This window comes from Hymenobacter agri, assembly GCF_054778495.1.
In genome coordinates, this window is the sequence record NZ_BAAGZM010000578.1 from 1 (window position 1) to 2,696 (window position 2,696).

Here is a 2,696-nt window from a genome sequence, read left to right on the forward strand (position 1 = left end):
CTGCCGGCCGGGCACGGCCTTCATCGGGCTGAATGTGCTGGACGAGCCGCCAGCCGGGCACCTGGCCGACGTGCTGGCCACCGACGTGCCGCTCACGGCCTGCATCACGCCGGGCGGCGTGTGGCACTTCTGAAGGCATCTGAAAAGAACGTGGATGCCGGCGATTTAGTATGCGCTGCCAAACCGAAATATATTTTCATAATAAGCTCACAATAAGCGCATCACGCGAAGCGTTGGCCGGGTAATTCTCACCTTTTACAGGACTGAACCCATGGCCGAAATTCAGCAGCAAGCCGCCGGCGGCAGCAAGCCCGGCAAACGACGAGCGAAGAAGATGTCGACGCGCATCGACATGACGCCAATGGTGGACCTGGCGTTTCTGCTCCTCACCTTCTTCATGCTCACCACCACCTTCGCCCGGCCCTACACCATGGAGCTGAACATGCCGGTGAAGCCCAAGATTGAAGGCCCCACCGAAGTAGCCGCTTCCAAGGCGATGACGGTGGTGCTGGGAGCCGGCCACCGGGTGTATTACTACGCTGGCCTGAACCCGGCCGCCAACGCTACGGCCGCCAAGCCCGAGCTGCACACTACCACATTCGGGGCCGCTGGCATCCGGCAGGCCATTCGGGAGCGGCAGCGCCGCACGCCAGGGCTGGTTGTGCTCATCAAGCCCACGGCCGAATCGAAGTACCAGGACATGGTGGATATTCTGGACGAGATGAACATCACCAAGCAACCGAAATACGCCCTCGTGAAAATCACGCAGGACGATTTGAACCTCCTCCAAAACAACTAATCCCATGATGACCAATGCCCAGCTGGCCACGGCCAGCCTCGACGACATCGTGTTCGATGGTCGCAACCGCCACTACGGAGCCTACGAGCTTCGGGCCCTCTACCAGCGCCACATGACGCGCGCGCTGGTTATCGCCACCGCCATGCTGGCCCTGATTCTGGTGTTTCCGCTGGTGTCGCAGCTACTGGCGAAGGCTGCGCCGGTGGTGAAGCCGCGGCCGATTGTCGCAAAGCCGATGATAATAGACGAAGGTGGCGTGGTGCCACCAATTGTGACGCCCCCGCCACCCGCCCGCGTGCAACCGCCCACGTCCCCGCCGCAGTTGCCGACCATCAAAAACGTGGTACCGGTGGTGGCCAAGGACGAAACCGTGAAACCGGACGACAAAGTGCCAGACCAGCGAGAACTGGAAACGACGCAGTCGGGCCTGGAAACGAAAGCCGGCGACCCAAATGCCGTGGTTACTATTCCCAACGACCTGCCCGTGGGTAAAACCGACAACGTAGTAGCCGACGTTACCAGCAAGCCCTACTACTCGGTGGAGCAAATGCCCGAACTGCCCGGCGGCGGCGGCCAGCTGGCCATCGTGGCGGCCATTCAGAAAGCGGTGCGCTACCCGGCTATCGCCCTGCGCAACGGGGTAGAAGGCAAGGTTTTTGTGAGCTTCGTGGTGAATCCCAAAGGCGAAGTAACGGACGTAAAAATCGTGAAGGGCTTGGGCTCAGGACTCGATGAGGAAACCATTCGTGCCATCAACACGCTGCCCCGCTTCATTCCCGGCAAGCAGAATGGCCGCGAAGTGAGCGTGGCATTCACCGTGCCGGTGACGTATAAAATTCAATAGTTGCGGTTGCTGCTTAGGTAGCCTTAGCGAAGCGCCCTGTTGGAAATATCCGGCAGGGCGTTTTCATTTTTTCGCTGATTCGGCTTCGACCTCGGTAATACGGGCCTGGCCCCAGGGCGCGATGCTCACGCGCACCCGCAGCGGGTGCAGGCGGCCGGCTTTTTCGAGGCGCAGGCCGCTGCCTTCGGGCACGTAGTAGCGCTCGAGGTTGAAGCGCAGATTGAACGACGTGGGGTACACATCCGTGACCCAGCCGCGCAACACGGCTTGGCCCAGGCTGGGCGTGGGTGCCTGCGGGTACACGCCCACGGCGGTGCTGAGGCTGTCGGAGCCGGTGGCCAGCAGCACAAACACCGACTGGCGGCGCTTGGGCGCTTCGGGACCGTGCCAGCGGCTCAGCGGGCTTTCGCTGATGGCGTAGCGCAGGCGCACAAAGTCGCCGTAGAGCAGGTCGCGCGGGTCGATGGGCGTGGTAGCCAGCTGCACCTTCTTGCCCAGGACCGTGGTGGCGTAGCCCGCCCCGGCCACGCCCAGAATGTACAAGACCTGCGCGGCTACCAGCGCCCGCAGCAGCGGCCGCCGCCGGGCCGGATTGGAGAACCAGGAAAGCAGGTCGGTCATTCGACAATTATGAATGTTGAATTACTTCCGGAGCTTCGGAGTCGCCAGGTGGAGTTGCGGCAATGGCGGGCGCGCCGGCTTGCTGGGCAACGGCCGGAACGGCGGCAGCCAGCACCTGGGCGTTGCGGCGGCGCAGGTACCAGCTCAGGGCCAGCAGCAGCACGCCGCCAATCAGGAAGAACAGCGACTTATCCATGAAGCCCCAGGTGAGCTTGAAGTAGGCCACAGCGGTAGCGGCCACGAACAGCACCGCGCCGATGGTGAGCTGGTCGGAGTCGTGCTCGCGGTTGGCGCGAGCCAGCACCGAGCCAGCGTGGGCGTAGAGCACCACCAGCGTAGCCACGGCCAAACTCAACCCGCCCGAGAGGTAGAAGCCCGGCAGCAGCAGCAGCCAGTCGGGCAGGCTGCCCAGGCGGCCCCGTGCCCGCTTGC

At 63.1% G+C, this 2,696-nt stretch carries 4 protein-coding genes; 2 read left to right on the forward strand and 2 right to left on the reverse strand.

The features are described 5' to 3' along the window. The first annotated feature begins 271 nt into the window (after positions 1-271). Both ACYVDE_RS19635 and ACYVDE_RS19640 read left to right on the forward strand, forming a co-directional pair. A complete protein-coding gene (locus ACYVDE_RS19635; RefSeq protein ID WP_460503233.1) occupies positions 272-799 on the forward strand; it encodes an ExbD/TolR family protein in 528 nt (175 codons plus the stop codon). 4 nt (positions 800-803) lie between these two features. Beyond that, complete coding sequence (locus ACYVDE_RS19640) at positions 804-1,643, forward strand: energy transducer TonB (protein ID WP_460503234.1); 840 nt, start codon at positions 804-806, stop codon at positions 1,641-1,643. A 63-nt stretch (positions 1,644-1,706) separates the two neighbouring features. Here the strand turns inward: ACYVDE_RS19640 and ACYVDE_RS19645 are convergent, their stop codons facing one another. After that, the gene (locus tag ACYVDE_RS19645; protein WP_460503235.1) at positions 1,707-2,264 is read right to left on the reverse strand and encodes a GDYXXLXY domain-containing protein; all 558 of its coding nucleotides are present in this window, start codon (positions 2,262-2,264) and stop codon (positions 1,707-1,709) included. A 7-nt stretch (positions 2,265-2,271) separates the two neighbouring features. Next, positions 2,272-2,696: hypothetical protein (locus ACYVDE_RS19650; protein WP_460503236.1), on the reverse strand; the 425-nt coding region annotated here is incomplete at its 5' end.

Coding starts and splice junctions, on each gene's coding strand:
- ACYVDE_RS19640 (WP_460503234.1), top strand. CDS start 804: ATGATGACCAATGCCCAGCTGGCCACGGCCAGCCTCGACGACATCGTG.
- ACYVDE_RS19645 (WP_460503235.1), bottom strand. CDS start 2,264: ATGACCGACCTGCTTTCCTGGTTCTCCAATCCGGCCCGGCGGCGGCCG.
- ACYVDE_RS19635 (WP_460503233.1), top strand. CDS start 272: ATGGCCGAAATTCAGCAGCAAGCCGCCGGCGGCAGCAAGCCCGGCAAA.